Annotated in this window: 16 protein-coding genes and 2 pseudogenes; 15 read left to right on the top strand and 3 right to left on the bottom strand. The window is 58.4% G+C overall.

Annotated features, from left to right (window positions below; translation table 11 throughout):
• The first annotated feature begins 366 nt into the window (after positions 1–366).
• The 10 genes from ACPYOJ_RS21415 (at position 367) to ACPYOJ_RS21370 (ending at position 10,431) form a co-directional block, all read left to right on the top strand.
• A complete protein-coding gene (locus tag ACPYOJ_RS21415) occupies positions 367–597 on the top strand; it encodes a DUF6894 family protein (RefSeq protein WP_168832375.1) in 231 nt (76 codons plus the stop codon).
• A 260-nt stretch (positions 598–857) separates the two neighbouring features.
• Positions 858–1,388, top strand: a complete 531-nt coding sequence (locus ACPYOJ_RS21410; RefSeq protein WP_481418041.1) for a sigma-70 family RNA polymerase sigma factor — start codon at positions 858–860, stop codon at positions 1,386–1,388.
• A 940-nt stretch (positions 1,389–2,328) separates the two neighbouring features.
• Positions 2,329–4,731, top strand: a complete 2,403-nt coding sequence (locus ACPYOJ_RS21405; protein ID WP_481418031.1) for an FdhF/YdeP family oxidoreductase — start codon at positions 2,329–2,331, stop codon at positions 4,729–4,731.
• A 39-nt stretch (positions 4,732–4,770) separates the two neighbouring features.
• Positions 4,771–5,352 carry a c-type cytochrome gene (locus ACPYOJ_RS21400; RefSeq protein ID WP_481418040.1) on the top strand — a complete coding sequence of 194 codons (582 nt, stop codon included), beginning with the start codon at positions 4,771–4,773 and terminating at the stop codon, positions 5,350–5,352.
• 59 nt (positions 5,353–5,411) lie between these two features.
• A complete protein-coding gene (gene coxB, locus ACPYOJ_RS21395) occupies positions 5,412–6,341 on the top strand; it encodes a cytochrome c oxidase subunit II (RefSeq protein ID WP_481418030.1) in 930 nt (309 codons plus the stop codon).
• On the top strand, positions 6,338–8,245 hold the full coding sequence (gene ctaD, locus ACPYOJ_RS21390; RefSeq protein WP_481418029.1) for a cytochrome c oxidase subunit I: 1,908 nt from the start codon (positions 6,338–6,340) through the stop codon (positions 8,243–8,245). The genes coxB and ctaD overlap by 4 nt, the downstream gene beginning before the upstream one ends.
• The gene (locus ACPYOJ_RS21385) at positions 8,242–8,847 is read left to right on the top strand and encodes a cytochrome c oxidase subunit 3 (protein ID WP_481418028.1); all 606 of its coding nucleotides are present in this window, start codon (positions 8,242–8,244) and stop codon (positions 8,845–8,847) included. The genes ctaD and ACPYOJ_RS21385 overlap by 4 nt, the downstream gene beginning before the upstream one ends.
• Positions 8,841–9,152, top strand: a complete 312-nt coding sequence (locus ACPYOJ_RS21380; protein WP_481418027.1) for a hypothetical protein — start codon at positions 8,841–8,843, stop codon at positions 9,150–9,152. Before ACPYOJ_RS21385 ends, ACPYOJ_RS21380 begins: the two co-directional genes overlap by 7 nt.
• On the top strand, positions 9,140–10,018 hold the full coding sequence (locus tag ACPYOJ_RS21375) for a cytochrome c oxidase assembly protein (protein WP_481418026.1): 879 nt from the start codon (positions 9,140–9,142) through the stop codon (positions 10,016–10,018). The genes ACPYOJ_RS21380 and ACPYOJ_RS21375 overlap by 13 nt, the downstream gene beginning before the upstream one ends.
• A gap of 110 nt (positions 10,019–10,128) precedes the next feature.
• The gene (locus ACPYOJ_RS21370; protein WP_481418039.1) at positions 10,129–10,431 is read left to right on the top strand and encodes a c-type cytochrome; all 303 of its coding nucleotides are present in this window, start codon (positions 10,129–10,131) and stop codon (positions 10,429–10,431) included.
• A gap of 2 nt (positions 10,432–10,433) precedes the next feature.
• Here the strand turns inward: ACPYOJ_RS21370 and ACPYOJ_RS21365 are convergent, their stop codons facing one another.
• On the bottom strand, positions 10,434–11,345 hold the full coding sequence (locus tag ACPYOJ_RS21365) for a c-type cytochrome (RefSeq protein ID WP_481418025.1): 912 nt from the start codon (positions 11,343–11,345) through the stop codon (positions 10,434–10,436).
• Between the two features lie 530 nt (positions 11,346–11,875).
• Positions 11,876–12,632: pseudogene (locus tag ACPYOJ_RS21360) on the bottom strand (PQQ-dependent sugar dehydrogenase); the annotation flags it as partial.
• A gap of 414 nt (positions 12,633–13,046) precedes the next feature.
• Between ACPYOJ_RS21360 and ACPYOJ_RS21355 the strand changes: the two are divergent.
• Genes ACPYOJ_RS21355 through ACPYOJ_RS21345 form a run of 3 tightly spaced genes read left to right on the top strand, consistent with a single transcriptional unit; the run spans position 13,047 to position 13,790 of the window.
• On the top strand, positions 13,047–13,289 hold the full coding sequence (locus ACPYOJ_RS21355) for a hypothetical protein (protein WP_481418024.1): 243 nt from the start codon (positions 13,047–13,049) through the stop codon (positions 13,287–13,289).
• 5 nt (positions 13,290–13,294) lie between these two features.
• Entirely contained in the window at positions 13,295–13,612 is a 318-nt protein-coding gene (locus ACPYOJ_RS21350) for a DUF2934 domain-containing protein (RefSeq protein ID WP_481418023.1), read from the top strand.
• A 22-nt stretch (positions 13,613–13,634) separates the two neighbouring features.
• Positions 13,635–13,790, top strand: coding sequence for an entericidin domain-containing protein (locus ACPYOJ_RS21345; protein WP_481418022.1), 156 nt, complete (start codon positions 13,635–13,637; stop codon positions 13,788–13,790).
• A 521-nt stretch (positions 13,791–14,311) separates the two neighbouring features.
• Here the strand turns inward: ACPYOJ_RS21345 and ACPYOJ_RS21340 are convergent.
• Positions 14,312–15,394, bottom strand: coding sequence for a YihY/virulence factor BrkB family protein (locus ACPYOJ_RS21340; protein WP_481418021.1), 1,083 nt, complete (start codon positions 15,392–15,394; stop codon positions 14,312–14,314).
• Positions 15,395–15,583: 189 nt separating this feature from the next.
• On the opposite strand from ACPYOJ_RS21340, the pseudogene ACPYOJ_RS21335 reads away from it, so the two are divergent.
• Together ACPYOJ_RS21335 and ACPYOJ_RS21330 are read left to right on the top strand one after the other, a co-directional pair.
• A pseudogene (locus ACPYOJ_RS21335) lies at positions 15,584–16,311 on the top strand (flavodoxin family protein); the annotation flags it as partial.
• A gap of 361 nt (positions 16,312–16,672) precedes the next feature.
• A complete protein-coding gene (locus ACPYOJ_RS21330; RefSeq protein WP_481418020.1) occupies positions 16,673–17,530 on the top strand; it encodes a glucose 1-dehydrogenase in 858 nt (285 codons plus the stop codon).
• The last annotated feature ends 124 nt before the right edge of the window (positions 17,531–17,654 follow it).

Raw genomic sequence — 17,654 nt, 5'->3', positions numbered from 1 at the left:
ATCGTGATCGCGCTTTTGAGCTTCTTCGGGTTACGTTGATGGGTAGCGATTGGATGCGCTTAGTGTCTGTCGGGCCTCTCGGCGATATTGAGCCGGCTCAGTTCCGCTTATGAGGTCCTCGTGGAGTCTTTGTTCGCGAGAAAGAGAAATGACGTAGCGCGGGCCATTCGAAAGCGAGGGTCGCTGGATTCCACTTTTCCTTCTTAAAAGTTTGAGCTCTTTCTAGGCCCACCACCAACTCTTCGCTTTCCCACCGTCGATTAGGCGACCTCTGTACGCTATTGGACGGGAACATTCGTACATCCACGCTGTTCGCCAAAGGAAACGGCCCCTCGCTGTTTCCTTGAGCCACGAGCGTCCGGTCCAATGGCAAGATATTTCTTTCATATCCGCGAAGACGATCAGATCGAAGAAGACCTCGAAGGTATAGATCTGCCGAACCTCGCGGCCGTACAAGAAGAGGCGCTCCAAGCGGCCCGCGAGATAGTGGCAGAACTAGTTGTACAAGGCGAACAGATAGGCAAAAAGCGGTTTGAAATCGTCGATGAAAATGGGGATATCATCGCGGTTTACCCGATCTCCGCAGTGGTGAAGTAAGTAGCGGCAGATGGAAGACCGTTTAACGCCTGCACTCTTGGCAGAGCCTCGGACCATACCTTAACGCAGTTGAACCGCGAGCGTTATTTGCGCGGCCGCAGTCCTCTTCCAGTTCTAACACGCGCGACGAGCGACCCTTCGTGCTTCTGCCGCGCGGTGACGGTTTTCCCAAAACTAGGTTGTACGCTAACGTACTCAAATATTTTCTCGGGAACGCCCCTATTGCCAAGGCATTGCTCCAGCAAAGAAGGAGAAATGCCATGCCAAAGGCTTCAGTTGAATTCAACTGCGCATCCCAGACGGAAATCATTTCCCTGCTTCCAGCACTTAAAGCATTTGCCAGACGCTTCGAGCGGGTTGACAATGACGCCGAGGATCTGGTGCAGGAAACCGTTTCAAAGGCACTCTGTCATCTCGAACAGTTCCAAGACGGCACAAGCCTGAAATCCTGGCTTTTCACAATCATGCGCAACACACATTGCAGCAATTACAAACGACGCAAGCGCGAGCCTGTTGGTTACGTTAGTGATCTCGCGGAATATCAGGCGCCGGTGACATCGACGCAGGATTGGTCGCTCAGAGCCCGTGACGTGCAGGCTGCAATCGACAAGCTCGCGGCGCGTAATCGCGATGCTCTGCTCCTCGTCCTGGGAGGCACGAGTTACGAGGAAGCCGCCGTGATCTGCCACTGCGAGGTCGGCACCATCAAGAGCCGAGTAAACCGGGCTCGCAGCCATCTTTGTGAAATGCTTGGTGAAACGACGTTTTCCGAAGCAGCCTCGCTGCATTAGTCAATAAACGTAAAATGAAAGGTCACGCATGTATGAGGGGATCGCTACGTGCCTGCCCCTTTGGAACCAATGCGAAGGCGCCTCGTGCTTAAGCCCGGGTATGTAAGTCGTCCGGCACGATGCCCTGATCCGCTCAGCGAGCGCCCCAATACCGCCAGGGCGGACGAACGAATGGGTGACGCTGCTGAAGTAGGCTGAAAGATCCATACAGCAGCCCCGAATCGGCAAGGGCGTTTTCTTCGCTTGAGCTGTCATTCGCGCTGTGCGTTAACCATTCGCTACCGCACGGGAACACTGTGGGACTTGTTGGGATAACGCACCAAGTAGAGTCGTCGCACGCTCTCTACGGGGTCCACCATTAAGAGGCTCGCTTGCTTCACAGGCGAGCCTCTTAAGATATTATCGCATCTAGCCGCCGCATGCCGTCGTGCCTTCTGTCATTCCGCGATTTCCGCCAAGACTGCGTCATCTATCGTACGAGGGCTTCCTGGTCATGCCATTTGGGAATCTGCGCTCGAGATTCCTCGAGGGTGATCCAGTTCCCTTCCTGCATGATCATTAGCGAGCCAGACGTGGGATAGGAGCTTGCTTGCGCTTAGCTGCCGATACGCCGGATGCTTCCCCACGCAGCACCTTAAGACTGTACGCTACCGCATAGGAACAACTTAAACCTAGCGTTAAAGCAGCGGACCGGCGGGTGTACTCCCTATCCTTTGGACTAAATTTCGTGGCTTTGCATTGCGGCGCTCGAAAGAACCGATCTGAAGATTCAGAATGCCAACTAAGCAGTGGAGTAAAGCCGTAGAAGTGGCATTTTGGCGTGGAAGGTGCAGACCGACTCCGGGCCGTTTGATGCCCTGATTGATCTCGACGCGTACTCTTAGGCGAAATGGAACAAAGTTCGCACTCCGATGCTTTTAAGACATTCGCGGAGGAATAGATGACGGCGGCACCAAAGACACATCCATCGATCAAGCCATATGACGGCCCGGCAGGCGGCTGGGGTTCTGCCAAGGCGGTGGGAGAGATTCTTCTTCGAGAACACATTCCTGCTGCCGGACCGACGCTGCTTGCCCACCAGAACAAGCCTGACGGCTACATGTGCGTCAGTTGCGCCTGGGCGAAGCCCGCCAAGACGCGTCCTCTCGAATTCTGTGAGAACGGCGCCAAGGCGACAGCGTGGGAAGTAACACACCGCAAGGCCGACGCGTCTTTTTTTGCGAAACATACGCTAAGCGAGCTCGAAGCCTGGCGGGATCACGATCTCGAAGAACAGGGCAGGCTCACGCATCCAATGCGGTGGAACCCGGCGAATGACCGATACGAACCTGTGGATTGGACGGCCGCCTTCGAAGAGATCGGTAAGGAGCTGCGTTTACTATCGCCTCGTCAGGTGGACTTTTACACCTCGGGCCGCGCCTCGTTGGAGGCGTCCTACATGTATCAGCTTTTCGCCCGCATGTTCGGCAGCAACAACCTGCCGGACAGTTCCAACATGTGTCACGAGAGCACCTCCGTCGGACTACCGGAAAGCATCGGCGCCTCCGTCGGCACCGCGATTCTTTCAGATTTTCAGAATACAAGTTGCATATTCTACATCGCGCAGAACGTCGGCACCTCCTCGCCGAGGATGCTGCACGACCTTCAGGATGCGGCCGACCGTGGCGTTCCGATCGTCACCTTCAATCTGCTGCGGGAACGCGGGCTTGAACGCTTCAAGAATCCCCAGGCGCCGGGCGAGATGCTGACCAGTAAGGAGACGCCCATCTCCTCGGAATACTACCAGGTGAAGAACGGCGGCGATGTCGCAGCCTTGTTCGGGATCTGCAAGGCGCTGATCGAGGCCGACGATGCGCTTCACTCATCCGGTGCAAGCAAAGTGGCAGGTGACGATGACCGTCCGCAGGACCCGTCTAGTGCGGCGGAAGTCGCGTTTGCCGCCTCGATCGCCGCCGCCGACAAGAAGCACGTGCTCGATCACGACTTCATCCGCCAGCACACGACAGGCTTCGAGGAATTCGCCGCTGCCGCTCGCGCGTATGAATGGGGTGAGCTTGAGCGCGTCTCTGGGCTGACGCGCGCGCAGATGTCCCAAGCAGCGCAGACCTATGCGAACGCACAGACCGTTCTCATCATCTACGGCATGGGCGTGACGCAGCAGGTCATGGGCGTCGACAATGTTCACATGATTGCCAATCTTGCCCTGTTGCGCGGCAATATCGGAAAGCCGGGCGCCAATATTTGTGCGGTACGCGGTCATTCGAATGTACAAGGTCAGAGAACGGTCGGCATCACCGAAAAGCCCGGTCTGGCACCGCTCGACAAGCTGGCGGAACTTTATCACTTCGAACCCCCTCGCTGGACTGGACGTTCGACGGTTGAGACATGCGAAGCCATTCTGAAAGGTGAGGCGCGCGGCTTCATCAGCCTCGGCGGCAATTTTCTGCGCGCAATTCCGGAGACGGAGGCGATGGAGGCGGCCTGGCCGAAACTGCGGCTGACTGTTCAGATCGCCACCAAGCTCAACCGGAGCCATGTCATCCACGGCGAAATCGCGTATGTTCTGCCATGCCTTGGCCGGATTGAAATCGATCAGCAGGAAAGCGGAGCGCAGGCCGTCTCGATAGAAAGCTCCATTGCGCATTTCCATGGCTCCAGGGGGCGGGCCACGCCGGCGAGCCAGGAAATCCGCTCCGAACCGGCCATTATCGCCGAAATGGCGAAGGCGACGCTCGGCGCATCCGACGTACCCTGGGATCGATGGGTCGCCGATTACAGTGAGATCCGGAACGCAATCGAGCGTACCTATCCCGAGACTTTCAAGAATTTCAACGAGCGCCTGTTTCAGCCCGGCGGCATCCCTCGTCCCCTGCCTGCTCGCGAGCGCAAATGGGTAACGAAAACCGGAAAGGCGAATTTCATAACGCCCGAGCGTCTTTTCCCGCAGTTCGACATTCAAGGTGATGCCGGAAATGTCCTGCATCTGTCGACGCTGCGCTCCAACGACCAGTTCAACACGACCATCTATGGCTATAGCGACCGCTTTCGTGGCGTGGACGGAACGAGAAGGGTCGTCTTCATGAATGCTGAAGACATCGCCCGACTCGGTCTTGCCAACGGCGGCAGCGTCGATCTCAGAACCGCGATCGACACTTCCGTGAGCCGGCAGGTCTCAGGTCTGCGTGTCATCGAATATAACATTCCGAACGGGTGCTGCGCCGCGTATTATCCGGAGTGCAACCCGCTTTTTCCGCTGGGACATCACGATGCGAAATCGAAGACGCCGTCCTACAAGCTGCTTCCAGTCTTCGTCACCCGGTCGGAAATCGCGCCGACCGACTAGAGCCTATTGGATCAGCCGATGGCTACGGTGAAGCGGGCAATGTCTGTCACTTGGGCGCCGGCCGCGGCGTTTGTGGCCTGCGTTGCTGTCGGCGTCTGCATCGGTTGGAGTCGCGAGGGGCGAACGTATCGGCTTGATCCTCCCCTCGCAACGGAGCTGGAAAATATCCGGCTCATGCCGAACGGGATCAGCGGAGCTCCGCCTGAAGTGTATTTTGCCCTGGGAAAGCCTTACGAGAACACGGCCTTCGATATGAGCCAGGGTAAGCGTCTTTATTCCTGGTTCGGCTGCCCGGCTTGTCACGGAGACGGCCGAGGCGGCACCGGTCCTTCCTTTCTGGATGGATGGTGGCTCTACGGGCCGGAGATGGTATCGATCGTCGCATCGATCAGGGACGGGCGGCCCCAGGGCATGCCGCCGTTCCGCGACAAGATGACCATAGACGAGATTTGGCAGCTTGCGGGCTATGTGAAATCCATCGGCGCCTATTCCGCCAAATACACCGCGCCCAGCCGCAATGACGACAGCCAGACGCGGCCAGCCGAGAATCGGGCGCCGGCCGCCATCCTTTTCGACCAGGGACCCGCCCGCCCGCATCCTGACCAGGGGACTAGCCCTTGAAGCGCGCTGCGGTTTTTGCCCTCTTTGGCGCAACGATCCTTCTGTCTGCATGTACGGGCATGCAGTCCGCACTCCACGCCGAAGGCCAAGCTGCCGTTGCTTTGAAGCAGCTGATCCTGCTCATCGTCATCGTCTGCGCCATCGTATGGTCGCTTGTGGTGCTCGTGCTTGCTCGGGCCCTCTTGCGCATCCACCGTGAGCGCTTCGACGATCGGCGCGAGCGAAAGATGCGCAGCGCGGTCTACGCAGCAGTCGTTGCGACCGTGGTCATTATCAGCGGACTGACGATTGCAAGCTTCTACACCACGCATGCCATTGGCCAGGCGGCGGAGGACGCCCTGACGGTCCGGATTCGCGGCCAACAATGGTGGTGGCAGTTCATCTATGTCGATCCGATCTCCCGAGCGGAATTTCAGACGGCAAATGAATTACACATTCCGGCAGGCCGGGATGTGAGGCTGCAGTTGGAAGGCGCCGACGTCATCCACTCGTTTTGGGTTCCGAGCCTCGCAGGCAAGCAGGACCTCATTCCCGGCCGAACCAATACATTGACCATTCACGCGGAGCGGCCGGGTGTTTATCGAGGCCAATGCGCTGAATTTTGCGGGCTGCAGCACAGCCACATGGCGTTACTGATCGTTGCGCAGAGCGAGGCTGACTACCGGCGGTGGCTGGAGGGGCAGCAGCGCGACCGCGCGCCGCCTGGGGATCCGGAAGGGGCTGCGGGCGAAGCAATCTTCATGAGTAAACCATGCGCCGCCTGTCATGCCGTTCGTGGGACGCAGGCGTCGGGCACGACCGGTCCGGATCTGACGCATGTCGGAAGCCGGCAGACGATTGCAGCCGGGCTGCTGCAAAATACTCGCGGCGCGCTCGCGGCCTGGATTGCGGACCCCCAGACGCTCAAGCCGGGCAACAACATGCCGCTGGTGACGCTTTCGAGCGACGAGCTTCAAAAGGTTTCTGCATACTTGGAAAGCCTTAAATGACAAAGCATGATGCACCGCCGACCGATAGCGAATTCGATGACGAGAGCATCGATATCCAGCTGCGACGGACCTGGAATACTCCATCCGGTTTCTGGGGCGCGTTGACGACGGTTGACCATAAGATTATCGGCCGCCGCTACATCGTCACTGCTTTCGTTTTTCTTCTTCTTGGCGGCGTGTTGGCACTTGCGATGCGTTTGCAGCTGGCATCCCCCGAAGCCCGGTTCCTCAGCCCGGACCGGTACAATCAGATATTCACCATGCACGGCTCCAACATGATGTTCCTCTTCGCTGTGCCGGTAATGGAGGCGATGGGGGTGTATCTGATCCCTCTTATGGTAGGAACCCGCAACATTGCCTTTCCGCGCCTCAACGCCTTTTCCTACTGGATCTTCGTTGCGGGCGGCATTTTACTGTGGGTGGCATTTGCATTGGACGCGGGACCCGATGTGGGTTGGTTCGCTTACGTTCCGCTTTCCGGCCCCGAATACGGAGCCGGCAAGCGCGCTGACATCTGGGCGCAGATGATCACATTCACCGAGTTGTCAGCGCTCGCGGTCTCCGTCGAAATCGTGGTGACCGTTTTAAAGCAGCGTGCGCCCGGCATGTCGCTCGATCGCATACCGCTGTTTGTCTGGTCCATGCTGGTAACGTCATTCCTGGTCATCATGGCGATGCCGGCAATCATGGTGGCGAGTTCGTCACTCATTCTAGATCGCCTCGTGGGAACCCATTTCTTCAATCCGGCAGAAGGTGGCGATGTGCTGCTCTGGCAGCATCTCTTCTGGTTTTTCGGTCATCCGGAGGTCTATATTATCTTTTTGCCTGCCGTCGGAATGGTCTCGACGGTGATCTCGACCTTCGCCCAGAGACCCGCCTTCGGATATCTGGCTTTGGTCATGGCTTTGATCGCCACTGGCATCTTGGCCTTTGGATTATGGGTCCATCACATGTTCGTGGTTGGACTCCCGCGCCTGGGCGAGAGCTTTTTCACTGCTTCGAGCATGGCCATTGCGATTCCGGCCGGCATTCAGATCTTCTGCTGGCTTGCAACGCTTTGGGACGGGCGTCCGATCTTCAAAACACCGATGTTGTTTATCATCGGATTCATAGTCACATTCGTGCTTGGCGGCCTGACGGGTGTGATGGTCGCCTCCGTTCCCTTCGATACGCAGGTGCATGACACCTACTTCGTGGTGGCCCACTTCCATTACGTGCTCATCGGGGGAGCGGTCTTTCCCCTGTTAGGGGCCGTTTACTACTGGTTTCCCAAGATGACCGGTCGGATGATGAGCGAACGTCTGGGCCGCTGGGTCTTCGGGCTGATCTTTGTCGGCTTTCATCTCACGTTCTTTCCGATGCACATCCTCGGGCTCATCGGCATGCCGCGCCGCATATACACCTATCAGCCGGAAATGCCGTGGGCCAATCTGAACCTCTTCATCAGCCTGAGCTCGCTTGTATTGGCTTGCGGCTTTCTCATGTTTATCATCGACGTCATCCGTAGCGCGCGCAGCGGCGCGATTGCCGGGCCGAATCCCTGGAATGCTTCGACACTGGAATGGGCGACACAATCTCCTCCGCCTGCCTGGAACTTTCGCCGCATTCCGGTCGTGGAGGCGCGCGAGCCCCTTTGGGCAAATTCTGCCGAATTGAAGGTCGTCACCGGCATGCGGCTGGATCGACGAGAACTCATCGTTAGCACAGTTGTCGAGGGCGTGCCCGAAGCCCGCGAATCCTCGCCGATCAATTCCATCTGGCCCCTACTGGCGGCGCTCGCGACATCAGTCATGTTGATCTGGTCAATGTTTTCTCCTTGGGCCGTGGTCTGGGGATCCATTCCCATTGCAGTAGCCTTGATTGGCTGGTTCTGGCCGAAAGGCGTGCCGGAGGACGAGTCATGAATGAACGTCCGGTTCTCGATGTTTCCCACCTGCCGCTCGCCGGCATAGGTAGCGCAAGTCTCACCTGGTGGGGGACGCTGGCATTCATGCTGATCGAGGGAACCGGATTTGCCCTTGTGATCGCCGTCTATTTGTACCTGGCAAGCCTCGCCGGCCAATGGCCCATCGATGCCCCTTTGCCGGATCTGCTGCCCGGCAGTGCGCTGACTGCACTGCTTGTTGCCAGCCTTGTTCCGAACCTTCTCCTTTCTCACTGGGCCAAACAGAAACAGCTCGCAAGAGTCCGCATCGGCATGATCGTCATGGTGCTCCTCGGCATCGCCCCTCTGGTCCTGCGGGCCTTCGAGTTTCCGGCCGTGCACGTCAAGTGGGATACCAACGCTTACGGTTCCATCGTCTGGGTCCTCCTCGGCCTGCACACCACTCATATTCTCACGGATCTCATCGATACCCTGGTGTTGGCCTGCCTGATGTTCACCCGTCATGCCGACAATCCGCGGCGTTACGGAGACGTTGAGGATAATGCGATGTACTGGAACTTTGTTGTGGCGACATGGGTTCCGCTCTACCTGTGTCTCTACTGGATACCGCGCCTATGGTAGTATCGCTGATACGGCTGAGCGGCTTGGTTGCAGCACCCCTTATCTGGGCTGCGAACACGCAGCTGGGGCAGATTCTGCCCTATTCCGACTGCCGGACGCACGTGCCGTTGTCGGCGGCCGTTTCGATATTGCTCACCCTTGTGACAGTGGTGGCGGCACTTTTCCCTCTTGCGGAGAGAACGCCTGTCGCGTCGCGAACGCCACTATTTGTCAATCGTCTGAGCCTGCTCACTGGCCTGGCCTTTTCTTTCGCCATGCTGATGCAGTCCGCCGCAACCTTGCTGATCGATACATGCCAACGCTGATCGTCCTATCGATCCTGCTTTTCTCGGCTGCGCCTCAGGCCGCCGCTCATGGCACGGAAGTGCATGCCGGCAATCTGCCGTGGAGCTTTGATCCCTTTGTCGTCTGCCTCCTTGCCGTCGCCGGCACTTTATACGTCATGGGTTCGTGGAAGCTGTGGCAGCGTTCCTCCGCAGTACATCTCTCCATGGCTTGGCGCGGTATAGGCTTCGCCGCCGGCTGGTTCACCTTGGCCATGGCATTGGTGTCTCCGCTGCATTGGCTGGGGGAACACCTTTTTACCTTTCATATGATCGAGCACGAAATCATCATGGCAGTCTCAGCGCCGCTGTTCGTCCTCGCCCGGCCGGCAGCTGTCTTCTTGTGGGGACTGCCGAATGGCATCAGACGATGGATTGGAGGAAAGATGGGGACGTCGCCGGCTCGAGCAATTTGGACAGGGTTAACCGGCGGAACCGTTGCCACCATTCTACATGGGGTGGCGATATGGGGGTGGCACGCCCCTGCCCTGTTCGATGCCACGGTGACGAATGTCGCACTTCATCGTCTGCAGCATCTGAGTTTTTTCGTGACGGCCGTTCTTTTCTGGTGGGCGATCCGCTGGCGCAGCGATTTCGGCGTCGCCGCTTGGCATGTGTTTCTCACCATGCTGCATACTGCTCTTCTCGGAGCTCTGATCGCGCTTTCGCCGCATGTTCTTTATCATGCGCAGACGCAGGCGGCCGGCGACTGGGGCCTTACGCCTCCGGAGGATCAGGTACTGGCCGGAATGGTCATGTGGATTCCGGCAGGAACTATCTATGCCGCGGCCGCATTGGGTCTCATCGCATCGTGGATATTGAATTCCAGCCGGGCGAGGTGGACATGACGGATATTTACTTTCCCAACAGATATTGGGCAGTGACGCTGCTGGGCGGAGCAGTCATCGGCCTTGTCGCGGCGGTTTCTACTCATGCCCTAAAGACCCGGCAACAAACGATGGAAACAGCCCGGCTTCTAACGCGCGGTGATCCCACCCACGCGCCGGAAATATTCCGGCAGTACGGATGCGCAGGCTGTCATACCATTCCCGGCGTCGCGGGTGCAGATGGGAAAGTTGGAGGCGATCTGTCCGGCCTGCGCGAGCGAGTCTACATCGCCGGCGTTGCCAACAACACACCTGACGATCTCATCCGCTGGATCGTATCGCCCCGCGTCTTTTCTCCTAAAACGGCAATGCCCGAGACCGGAATATCCGACGCCGAGGCGCGGGATTTGGCCGCCTACCTGTATGCTCATTGACCTCAGGGGTGTGGAGTGGGACGGACAGGCAGTGATTTGATATAGACCGCGATAGCGTCCCTGTCGCTTTGCGGCAGCAGGGCTGTATTGGTCACGACGGCGGCCATCGATGAGCCCACGCGCCCATGGTTGGGCGTATTGCCGCTCTTGAGCACCTCGGCGATCTCGCCTTGAGACCAGCTGCCAATCCTCGTCGGCGTGATATTGGGAACGAAACCTGTTCCCTCCGGATCCGCGCCGCCGGCAAATCGCGTGTCGGGTTTGACTGCGCCGAAGTAATTGCGCGTGGAGTGGCATTCTGCACAATGGGCAATGCTCTCGGCCAGGTAGGCTCCGCGGTCGTGGCTCGGATTGCCGTTGAGCTGTGCTTGAAGCTTGCCTTCATGAAAAAACAAGATCTTCCAAAAGCCGACAAAGCGCCGGAAGCGAAATAGCGCGGCTAAATCGTGCGGAGGTGCACGGCCCGACACCGGCGGCAACGTTCGCAGATAGGCGAACAGGTCCTTCACGTCTTGCAAAGACATGCCTGTATAGCTCGGATAGGGAAATACCGGATAATAATGTTTTCCTTGCGGTGAAGTGCCTTCAATCATGGCATTGGCCAGATCGGCGACCGTCCAATTTCCGATGCCGTCGGCGCGATCCGGCGAGATGTTTGGGGGGCGGAAAGTCCCATAGGGTGATGCGAGGGCAAGGCCGCCGCCCAAATGGAGCCGGTCAGGCTGTCCGGGCGTGGCGTGACAGGACGAACAATCACCGGCCGCAAAGACAATCTGGCCCTTTGCTGGATCACCTGAATCCGTCAGCCCCGGATCGTTCGGTTCGAAGGTCCGGTTGGGTTCGCTGAGCCACCAAGCGACGACGACCGCGGAGAATACGGTCAATAACGCGATCGGCACCGACCACTTGGGCATGATAGTCCATCTCAAGACACCAGGTTACCTTATTAACTCTCTATGCATGCAGCCGTTCCTCTCCGGCCGTATTTTCGCGAGTTCCAGCTTCAATGTGCATTGAAGCGGCGGGGCCCCCTCGCCCGCAGCCCCTTTGAACATAGGAAAACCAGCCGCACGCACTCCTGCTTGGGCCAAAGCGGCTCAAGCGGAATGCAAACTTGAGCGGGATCAACGCGGGATCGAGCGACGCGAGCTTTCGCTCGCCTATCTTAAAGAGCAGGCATCCGCGAGGCTGAACCGTTTGCCATTACCGTCCAAGGTTTTCCAAAACCCGCCCAGGGTGACCCGGGCTGATCCCCTGACCTTGTCAAAGGCTAATCAAGCAGTCGGGTGAGACACGAGCCAAGCTGTCAACGAAGCTCAATGCTTCAACTTGCGACGCGAAATTCGCCGGCTGCAAAGAACGCCTTTGCCGGTCGTTGACTCAGACGTCACCCCGACAAACGTCCGAACCTTCCTGTCCCCTTGCACTCGCGACACGTCTCAAGGTTGACGTTGTGCAAACCCGAAGCGAAAACCCGCGTTCTCCGGCTAGCGAGATCAACCTTCAGCACCGCGGCGCGGCTTTTCTCCGCCGCGATGCCATTTTCGCCGACATTGCTGTTTGACCCGAAGCTGACGTAGAGCGTCCGTCCGTCGCGACCGGTAATTAGATCCTTGGTCCAGTGGTGATTGATGTCGCCGGCTGGTAGATCGATGACCTTTTGCGGCCGCGCCGTTATTCGGATCTGCCCGGGAGAATAAGGGTAGGCAACGATCGCATCGGTGTGGGCGACATAGAGCTTGCCGTTTAACAACGCCATGCCGAAGGGCGAATTGAGACCCTCAATGAACGCAGTGCGCAGGTCAGCGATACCATCATGGTCCGTATCCCGCAGCAGCGTGATGCGGTTGGCGCTCGTCGTCGCCGCGCCGGCCCGCTTCATCGCCACCGCCATGAAAATCTTGCGCAGGCTGAAGCCGCTCTCCTTCTGGTGGGCGCATTTGTCTCCGCAACGAGCACGTGGCTATTCGGCAGTACATGCATCCAGCGCGGGTGATCGAGGCTACCAGCAAAGGCGTTCACTTTCAGGCCCGGCGCTGGTCTCGGTCTCACGCCACAAGGCATCCTGTCGCGTCGGCGATGTTGATTGTCGGAATTAGCATCGGTTTGGGTTCGGGAAGCACAGGATCGCGGCCGTAGCCCCCGTTAGTCGCCGTTATTGCAGTTTGCTGTGTGGAGGCGCCGACACAACCGGCGGCGATCGATCCGAGAAAACGATGACCGGAAGCCCATCGTGAGCGGAGCTCTCAGAAAACTCATCGTGAGCACCTCCAAGCGGGATGTGCCTCTTGGCATCAGCGCAAGACGACACAGCATCCCGAATTATTCCTCCTGCCGCGACCTCCCGGCGCTTTGACCATTCACAAAGGAACATTTCTTGGCTTGGAAGTAAACGGTGTCAGCTGACACTCGCGCATCAGCCTTCGGCAGTGCCGAAGATGCCACTCTTGGCCTCAATCTCATAATGGGTGAGTAGCAAATCATAGTCGGCAGTCACCCCGCCGCCGAGCGAATTCGCGATCGGGGCACTCATATATCTGCATGCGTCCTATTGTAATAATATCGAGGAACCGACGCCTTCTCCGGCAGTTCTCCTTTCACGAAAGGAGAACCCAATGACGAACGATCCCGAAGCCGGCTTCACCGGATCACCATCTGAGAAACCCGAAGGCGTCCGGAAGGTGGCATCTGACACAGCCAATGCGATAAAGAGAGAGGCCAATGCTGTCGCCGCAGGCGCGGCAGACCACCCGCACACCGCGAGCACACTGATCCTCGGCATTGGAGCGCTGGCCTTCAGCATGGGCTATCTTCTTGGCCGATCGTCCGCCACCACCAGCCGCCGGTATTGGAGATAATGACCATGGCAGGCGGCGGTGATTGGATGGAGGGGATTAAGGAAAATAAAGGACGAGCTATACCCGTGCATGAAGACGAAGTGCGGAAACGGGCCCATGCCATTTGGGAGCGAGAAGGAAGACCTGACGGTCGTCATGAGGACCACTGGATCGAGGCAAAGCGCGAAATCAAACGGGAGTCAGGTGAAATCGTGGTTGGCGATTTTCCCAACATGGATGCCCTGAGGGAAGCCGCGCGCGAGCATACCGACGCGTTCCTGATTGCAACTGACCTCGAAGATCGCGATCAGCGCGAATCCTCGGCAGGCACAGAGCAGCCTTGAGTACGGTGAAAGGAGAAAGATGATGAAGACACTGACAACAATTGTGGCCGCATGCTGCATCCTGCTTTCACTCGCCGCCTGCGGCAATACTATCCGTGGGATAGGGCGAGATACTGCCAATACGGTCAATGCGACGCAGAACGCCGGTAATCGTGTTGCTAACGCTGCCGCCCACTAGGAACAAAGAGCCGCCGGCCTTTGCGCCGACGGCTCTAGAAAGCGGAACATCGGTGGCAAAGGCGACAGACCAGCGTCAGGCGTGCGGGCACTTACCACTTCCAAAACGGTTCGAAATAATGGCAAGAGCTCTGGGCCGCATCACACAGTAAAAGCATAACCGCGACCGGGTTTTGGCACCGGCGCTGCTTCGGCCGTCCCGAGCGACAACGTGCGTTCTTACGGGTCAGGACTTATGAAAATCGCCCATTGCGTGACGAATTTTGACGAGAAGGAAAAACACAGGAACCTACACCTTTCAAGTCTTTCCGATGCAGTCAGGGACGAAATCCGTCTCTCACCTTCGGGTTGGCAGCATGGGCGAGCTCGCCAAGCCTAAGCCTTGCCTCGCGCATGTTTGCTTCCATCCGTTCCATGCTGCCAAACAAAATGGATGAATTGCTATGGCCCCAAGAGTCCATCACACTGGCACCGGCATAAATGACCGCGAGAAAATGGCTGCGAAGGCGGCGTTCGTGCCGGTCAACGGGGTTCGTCCGCAGTCTCACCAAGGGTGTCCGCCACATAGGCTCCGCGCGATCCCATCGGCAACGGCGCTCCCGTGGTGGTGTCCTTCGCCGTCTGGTGTTCCAGTTCCGCGTTCAGCTCGCCTCCCAGGATCAGGATGACGATCGACAGCCATATCCACACCAGGAAGCCGATCAGCGCGCCGAGGGCGCCGTAGGTCGCGTTGTAGTTGGCGAAGTGGTTTAGGTATAGCGAAAATCCCAGCGACATTGCAAACCACGAGACGGTTACGAGAGCGGCACCCCACGTCATCCATCGAAACTTGGCGGGCTCGCGGCTTGGACCGAAGCGGTATACAGCGGTGGTCGCTGCCCCCGCGATCAAGAGCATAACGGGCCACCTCAGAAGCAGGGCCATGTGCTCCTTGAACTGGTCGAGCCAAAGATAGGAAAGCACCACAGGCATGACGGCGACCAGCGCTATCATTGTGGCGGCAGAAATCATCGCGCCGAGAGTGAAGCACAGCCCTATGAGGTTAAGCTTGATCAGTCCTCGCTTTTCTCTCTCTTCATAGGCCACGTTCATCGCATCAAAGACCGCGAGCGTGCCGCTATGCGTGCTCCAAAGGGCGATAGCAAGGCCCACGAAGAAGGTGATGCCAAGCGTCGAGCTGCGGCTTTCGGCGAGGCTCTTGATGCGATCGGCGATGAGATCGAAGGCGCCCGGCGGAAGCACGCCTGAGAGCTCCTGCAGGTGGTCAGCCATGGTGACCGGATCCGCGATCAGCCCATAGAGCGCGACGAGAGCCGACAACGAGGGAAACAGAGCCAACAAGAGGTAGAACGTCACCCCAGCCGCGATGAGTTTCACACGATCATCGCTGACTTCGTGAACCACCCGCCAAAAGACATCGCGTAGCCCTTTCACAGGTATCGCCTCGGGGACGTTTGCGTCCCTGCCGCGGCCAGCCTCCCGTTCATTCTCCGCTGACCTGTCTGTCAGGGGGTCATGTGTGCCCTTCAGCGCGACGAGTACGCCGCCCACCACGACAAGGAAGGCAGCAATACCCGAGAGCTTGGTGCGCGGACGACTGAGCATGGGTGACTCCACTTCAGCAGGATGCAATTGCGGTAGCAACGGTTCTTACGAGGATGCGCTTCCCGCTTACTCACCCCCGATTTGGGAACGTTCTCCTAAACTAAGCGCGAGAAGCCCCCAAAGTTCCGCGTGGCGATGCCCGTCTCGAAACAGCGCGACCGCAAAGCGCTTCTCCTCGTGTCCTTGCCGCTGCGCAGCGGTTCATCCCGAAGCGAGCACACCTGCCCGGCGAGATTTCGAAGATCTTCAGGATGATGGAGATCGCCAAGGCCGTGCTCGAGCAGAATCCGCGCGTCAAGGTCGAGATTCTCGACCTCAGCCGCATCGCGTCTGAATACGGCCAGCAAATCCACCATGCAAGGCATGCCTTTCCACCTCGGCGGCGCTCTGCCACTGGCCCTGCTCGTGCTATCCGAACTACTCGCTGGGTCAAATCCACGACTGGATGAACGACATTTACCCGATGTGGGTCGAGGCCCATGGCGTCATGATCGTGACTCCGGTCAACTGGTATCAGACTTCCTCGCCCCTCAAGCTGATGATCGATCGTCTGGTCTGCGCCGACGGTGGCAATCCCGATCCGACCACGACGCATGGTAAGCACGCCAAGGAGGCGAAAGAAATAGAGATGAAGGGCTGGAACTATCCCCGGCATCTTGCCGGCCGGCTGTTTTCCCGAGGAAACGGAAAACGTTCGGCGCGGCCTTTCGGATTGGCTGAAGTCGATGGATCTGGTTCCCGCCGGAACGCTGGCCGAAATCGACCGGTATATCGGTTACTGGGAACCGTATGCCACAAACCATGTGGCATACGAGCAAGATCACGGCATACAGGACGAGGTGCGCAATGCCGCGCGGACGCTGTACGCAGCGGCGGTGGCAAAACGACAGGGTCAGGTAGCCGCGGATCCGGCCTAGATCAACCCCGAGAGACGTAGGTGACGGCGATGAAAATCTATGCAATCGCGCTGTTCATCCCCGGGGCTATCGCGCTCCCTCTGGCCTAGCCGCCCTTCCTCGCCGATCGCACTTTCCCGGCTGATCTCCTGCATGGGAACTCGATCGATAACATTCGCTGAGCCCGGCACCTGACGGAACCGTTCATCGCGCCCTGCTGGCCCGAAGAAAGGCCGTCCTCTGCTACGGCGCGGCGCTAACGACTGTTCCAGTTTCCAGCTACAAACCCAGTCGCGTTGGGAGCTCGACCGAGGTACGGAACCACGAACCGGCTCACAGGTTTTGGATGACAACCGAGATGATTCCAAACAAGGAGCCGACGATGACCAGCTATCCGACCCCGCCATTCAGCACGCCCAAGCAGCCTATGCCCGGCAGCACGAATGCAATGTCGCCCATTCCCGACCATGGAGAGCAGAGTTACCGGGGATCCGGTCGACTTGCAGGACAGAAGGCGATCATCACCGGAGCGGATAGTGGCATCGGCCGGGCCGTCGCCATCGCCTTCGCCCGCGAGGGCGCCGATGTGCTCGTGTCCTATCTCAACGAAGATGACGACGCGCAAGAGACGAGATCCTGGATAGAGAAGGAGGGCCGCAAGGCCGTGCTCGTCTCCGGAGACATCCAGAACGCGGAGCATTGCCGCAAGATCGTCGACACCGCTGTTGCGGAATTTGGCGGCATCGACATCCTTGTCAATAACGCGGCGCATCAGGCGAGCTTTCAGGATATCGGTGACATCAGCGATGAGGAATGGGAGCTTACATTCCGTGTCAATATCCACGCGATGTTCTATCTGACAAAGGCCGCCGTCCAGCACATGAAGCCGGGCAGCGCCATCATCAACACGGCGTCCATCAATGCTGACAGCCCGAGCCCCCACCTGCTCGCCTACGCGACGACGAAGGGCGCGATCCAGAACTTCACGGCGGGTCTCGCTCAGATGCTGGCTGACAAGGGCATCCGCGCAAACGCGGTTGCCCCCGGCCCGATCTGGACTCCGCTCATTCCCTCGACGATGCCCGAAGAAGCTATCAAGAACTTCGGAAAGCAGGTTCCAATGCAGCGCCCCGGTCAGCCGGCAGAGCTTGCGACGGCCTACGTGATGCTGGCCGATCCGCTGTCCAGCTACGTGTCGGGTGCGACGATCGCTGTCACTGGCGGCAAGCCGATTTTGTAGTACTTGGACCTGTCGAGTTTCCCCTGTTGGAATGGTACTACTTCCGCAACGGTGACACGGGACATATCCACGACTTCATCCATCGACGTCGTCGCCAGACTCGAACAGATGCGCGCAGGCGAAG

This window comes from Rhizobium sp. SVR5-9E, from assembly GCF_056755095.1.
The sequence above is the reverse complement of the archived record's forward strand: the minus strand, read 5'-3'. Positions and strand labels throughout refer to the sequence as shown.

What these genes read in the sequence shown, in the direction of transcription:
- ACPYOJ_RS21415 (WP_168832375.1), top strand. Translation starts at nt 367, where the DNA reads ATGGCAAGATATTTCTTTCATATCCGCGAAGACGATCAGATCGAAGAA.
- ACPYOJ_RS21410 (WP_481418041.1), top strand. Translation starts at nt 858, where the DNA reads ATGCCAAAGGCTTCAGTTGAATTCAACTGCGCATCCCAGACGGAAATC.
- ACPYOJ_RS21405 (WP_481418031.1), top strand. Translation starts at nt 2,329, where the DNA reads ATGACGGCGGCACCAAAGACACATCCATCGATCAAGCCATATGACGGC.
- ACPYOJ_RS21400 (WP_481418040.1), top strand. Translation starts at nt 4,771, where the DNA reads ATGTCTGTCACTTGGGCGCCGGCCGCGGCGTTTGTGGCCTGCGTTGCT.
- coxB (WP_481418030.1), top strand. Translation starts at nt 5,412, where the DNA reads ATGCAGTCCGCACTCCACGCCGAAGGCCAAGCTGCCGTTGCTTTGAAG.
- ctaD (WP_481418029.1), top strand. Translation starts at nt 6,338, where the DNA reads ATGACAAAGCATGATGCACCGCCGACCGATAGCGAATTCGATGACGAG.
- ACPYOJ_RS21385 (WP_481418028.1), top strand. Translation starts at nt 8,242, where the DNA reads ATGAATGAACGTCCGGTTCTCGATGTTTCCCACCTGCCGCTCGCCGGC.
- ACPYOJ_RS21380 (WP_481418027.1), top strand. Translation starts at nt 8,841, where the DNA reads ATGGTAGTATCGCTGATACGGCTGAGCGGCTTGGTTGCAGCACCCCTT.
- ACPYOJ_RS21375 (WP_481418026.1), top strand. Translation starts at nt 9,140, where the DNA reads ATGCCAACGCTGATCGTCCTATCGATCCTGCTTTTCTCGGCTGCGCCT.
- ACPYOJ_RS21370 (WP_481418039.1), top strand. Translation starts at nt 10,129, where the DNA reads ATGGAAACAGCCCGGCTTCTAACGCGCGGTGATCCCACCCACGCGCCG.
- ACPYOJ_RS21365 (WP_481418025.1), bottom strand. Translation starts at nt 11,345, where the DNA reads ATGCCCAAGTGGTCGGTGCCGATCGCGTTATTGACCGTATTCTCCGCG.
- ACPYOJ_RS21355 (WP_481418024.1), top strand. Translation starts at nt 13,047, where the DNA reads ATGACGAACGATCCCGAAGCCGGCTTCACCGGATCACCATCTGAGAAA.
- ACPYOJ_RS21350 (WP_481418023.1), top strand. Translation starts at nt 13,295, where the DNA reads ATGGCAGGCGGCGGTGATTGGATGGAGGGGATTAAGGAAAATAAAGGA.
- ACPYOJ_RS21345 (WP_481418022.1), top strand. Translation starts at nt 13,635, where the DNA reads ATGAAGACACTGACAACAATTGTGGCCGCATGCTGCATCCTGCTTTCA.
- ACPYOJ_RS21340 (WP_481418021.1), bottom strand. Translation starts at nt 15,394, where the DNA reads ATGCTCAGTCGTCCGCGCACCAAGCTCTCGGGTATTGCTGCCTTCCTT.
- ACPYOJ_RS21330 (WP_481418020.1), top strand. Translation starts at nt 16,673, where the DNA reads ATGACCAGCTATCCGACCCCGCCATTCAGCACGCCCAAGCAGCCTATG.